This is a genomic window from Vibrio sp. D173a (genome assembly GCF_030248475.1).
Genome location: NZ_JAHGAH010000344.1, coordinates 1 through 4,176 on the forward strand (window position 1 = coordinate 1; position 4,176 = coordinate 4,176).

A 4,176-nucleotide genomic window follows, 5' to 3' on the forward strand; every position below is an offset into this window, starting at 1 on the left:
CGATTTCATCTTGGGTTACTTGAAAGAGTTACTACCACGCCGTCCTGATCTGAAAGTGATCATCACGTCGGCAACCATCGACCCTGAGCGTTTTTCAAAACACTTCAACAATGTCCCAATTCTTGAAGTGTCAGGTCGTACTTACCCAGTAGAAACGCGTTACCGCCCACTAAGTGGTGATGACGATAATGATCGTGACCAACTTGAAGGTATCTTCGAAGCGGTAGACGAACTGTGCGATGAAGGTTTAGGTGACATCCTGATCTTCATGAACGGTGAGCGTGAAATCCGTGATACCGCTGACGCACTGTCTAAACGTAATCTGAAGAGCACGGAAATTGTGCCGCTTTACGCGCGTTTGTCGGCGGGTGAACAGAACAAGATCTTCCAACCTCATACTGGTCGCCGCATTGTACTGGCAACCAACGTAGCAGAAACCTCGTTGACGGTTCCGGGCGTCAAATACGTGATCGATCCGGGTACGGCACGTATCAGCCGATACAGTTACCGTACTAAAGTTCAGCGTCTACCAATCGAGCCAGTTTCTCAGGCGAGTGCGAACCAGCGTAAAGGTCGTTGTGGTCGTGTGGAAGAGGGTATCTGTATCCGTCTGTACTCAGAGGAAGATTTTGAGTCACGTCCGGAGTTTACCGATCCTGAGATCCTGCGTACCAACCTAGCGTCGGTTATCTTACAGATGACGGCACTTGGTCTGGGCGACATTCAAGCCTTCCCATTTGTGGAAGCGCCTGACAAACGTAACATTCAAGACGGTGTTCGCCTTCTAGAAGAGTTGGGTGCAATCAATTCTGATGCGAAAGAATCGAAGAAACGCCTAACCAGCATTGGTCGTCAACTTGCACGTCTTCCAATCGACCCACGTTTAGCACGTATGGTATTGGAATCACCAAAGCAAGGTGCGTTGAAAGAAGTGATGATCATCGCTGCAGCATTGTCGATTCAAGACCCGCGTGAGCGTCCAAGTGACAAGCAGCAATCTTCAGATGACAAGCACAAACGTTTCTTCCATGAAGAGTCAGATTTTCTGACGTTTGTGAACCTGTGGGATTACATCCAGAAGCAGCAAAAAGCGCTAACGGGTAACCAGTTCCGCAAGCAATGTAAACAAGATTACTTGAACTACTTACGCGTGCGTGAGTGGCAAGATGTGTACTTCCAAATTCATCAGTCGATGCGTGAAATGGAATTCAAACTTAACGATGAGCCTGCGTCGTACCATGGCGTACACAGCTCAATCCTTGTTGGTTTGTTGTCGCACATCGGTATGAAAGACCAAGAGAAGAATGAATATCAAGGCGCGCGTAACGCTCGTTTCCATATCTTCCCTGCATCAGGTCTATTCAAGAAACAACCTAAGTGGATCATGTCTGCTGAACTGGTGGAAACCTCAAAACTTTGGGGCCGTATCATCGCGAAGATTCAACCAGAGTGGATTGAACCGTTAGCGAAGCACCTAATTAAGCGCAGCTACAGCGAGCCGCATTGGTCGAAGAAACGTGCAGCAGTTTTGGCGCACGAGAAAGTGATGCTTTACGGTGTGCCAATTGTACCGAAGCGTTTGGTGAACTACGGCAGTATCGATCCTACTGTAAGTCGTGAGCTATTCATTCGTAGCGCGCTAGTGGAAGGCGAGTGGGAAACCAAACACGCGTTCTTTAAGCAAAACCGTAAGCTTCTTCAAGAAGTGGAAGAACTTGAACACAAGTCGCGTCGTCGTGACATCTTGGTGGATGACGATGAGCTGTTTGATTTCTACGACCAACGCGTTGGCACTGAAGTGGTCTCTGGCAAACACTTCGATACGTGGTGGAAGAAAGCATCAAAAGATAACAAAGAACTGCTGAACTTTGAAAAAGAGATGCTGTTCAAGGGCGATGCAAGCCACGTTACTGATTTGGATTACCCGAACTTCTGGTACCAAAACAACCTGAAACTCAAGTTGAGCTACCAGTTTGAACCGGGTGATGATAGTGACGGTGTAACGGTTCATTTGCCGTTGCCGATCTTGAACCAAGTTGAGCCTGCGGGTTTTGACTGGCAGATCCCAGGTTTACGCCATGAGCTTGTGGTGAGTTTGATTAAATCGCTGCCGAAGGCAGTGCGTAAGAACTTTGTTCCTGCACCAAACTACGCCGATGCTTTCTTAGCTCGTGCAACGCCGATGGAAGCGCCACTACTGGACTCATTGGAGAAAGAGTTGCGTCGAATGACGGGTGTGGAAGTTCTGCGCGAAGATTGGAATATGGATCAAATTCCGGAGCACTTGAAGGTGACTTTCCGCGCGGTTGACCATAGAAATCGCAAGTTGAAGGAAAATAAAGACCTTCATGAATTGAAAGAGAGCTTGAAAGATAAAGTTCAAGAAACCCTTTCAAAAGTAGCGGATGACGACATTGAGCAACAAGGTCTGCACACGTGGAGCTTTGGTGAGTTACCGAAGGTATACCAACAAAAACGCGGCGGTTACGACGTTAAAGCGTACCCGGCGATTGTGGATTCTAAAGACAGTGTTGAAATCAAACTGTACGAGACCGAATACGAGCAGGTCACGGCAATGCAAGCGGGTCAGCGTCGTCTGATTTTGCTGAACGTGCCGTCGCCAATCAAATACCTGCACTCTAACTTGCCGAACAAGTCGAAGTTGGGGCTGTACTTTAACCCTTACGGCAAGGTGCTGGACCTGATTGATGACTGTATCGCGTGTGGTGTCGATAAGCTTATTGAAGAGCAGGGCGGTTTGGTTTGGGAGCCAGAGAAGTTTGACGCGCTGAAAGAACACGTTCGTGCTGAACTTGGTGATACCGTGGTGGAAATTGCGCAGCAAGTGGAAACCATTCTGACGACCGCTTTCAACATCAATAAGAAGTTGAAAGGCAAGATCGATTTCACCATGGCGTTCGCATTATCGGACATCAAAGCACAAGTCGAAGGGTTGATCTTCAAGGGCTTTGCGACAGAATGTGGCTGGAAACGCCTGCCAGATATTCTGCGTTACATGCGTGCGATTGAGCGTCGTATGGAGAAGCTGCCGATCGATCCAAACAAAGACCGTTTGCACATGCTGAAAGTGGAATCAGTGACGAGCGACTACAAAGAGCTGCTCAACAAAATTCCGAAAGGCATGGTGATTCCAGAGAACGTGAAAGAGATTCGTTGGATGATCGAAGAGCTTCGCGTGAGCTTTTTTGCTCAACAATTGGGCACTCCGTACCCAGTTTCTGATAAACGTGTCAAAAATGCGATTGATGCTTGCTAATCGTTCAGTAAAATAGCGGCAGTTTTTTCTTGTGGGGATTGCTGAATAATCAATGGTTTGTTCAGTGACAGGCGTGATTGGTACAGTAATTGCTGCTATTTACCCACAAGTGATTTTAAGTCATAAGGGAGGCAATAGTTCGCCTCCCTTGTATTTGCAGTACCGACCTCTGCGGGTGCAGATGTGGGTGATAATAAAGAGTAAAGGTTGATGATGAAGAAAACTCTATTGGCAGTGGCACTTCTAAGTGCTTCTTCTGCAGCAATGGCAGATTCATGGATTTATGGTGGTGCTTCTGTAGGTCAGTCTGACTACAAGGGCGAAACAGACACGTCTTACTCTGTACACGTAGGTACAGGTATTCTGCCAATCATCGGTATCGAAGCGGGTGTTACTCAACACGGTGAATTCAAGATCGCTGGTCAAGAAACTAAACTGACTTCTTACTACGCTGCACTTAAACCAAGCATCGACTTCGGTCCTCTGCATGTTTACGCGAAAGGCGGTATCCACCAGTGGGATAAGAAAGTTTCTGGCGGCAAAGACGACGATGATGTGGATCTAATGTACGGTGTAGGTGCGGAATACTTCATTTTCGGCCCTATGTCTGTTGGCGCAAGCTACATGAACTACACAGCGGGTAAAGACGACATCGGTACGTTCTCTGTAAACGCGACGTTGCACTTCCTATAATCATCGAGCCTCTCGAAGATTTATTTGATAAACACCGGCAACGCGCCGGTGTTTTTTTGTCTGTAAATCACACAAATAGATAATGAACAGAAATTATTCATTTCTTGTTCTTAAAACTAGGGCGTGTTGATCTTTGCTGGTCGTGCACGTGCATGTGGCATGAGCCTGATCCCAACCACAACGGGCAGTGCGACTGGAATTGTGGA

2 protein-coding genes are annotated in these 4,176 nt (G+C 47.4%); both read left to right on the forward strand.

Annotation, left to right across the window (positions count from 1 at the left end):
• A partial coding sequence (hrpA, locus tag KIV40_RS25585) for an ATP-dependent RNA helicase HrpA (RefSeq protein WP_285351993.1) occupies positions 1 to 3,277 on the forward strand: 3,277 nt, incomplete at its 5' end.
• Positions 3,278 to 3,490: 213 nt separating this feature from the next.
• A complete protein-coding gene (locus KIV40_RS25590) occupies positions 3,491 to 3,970 on the forward strand; it encodes an outer membrane beta-barrel protein (protein WP_010648533.1) in 480 nt (159 codons plus the stop codon).
• Positions 3,971 to 4,176: the final 206 nt, after the last annotated feature.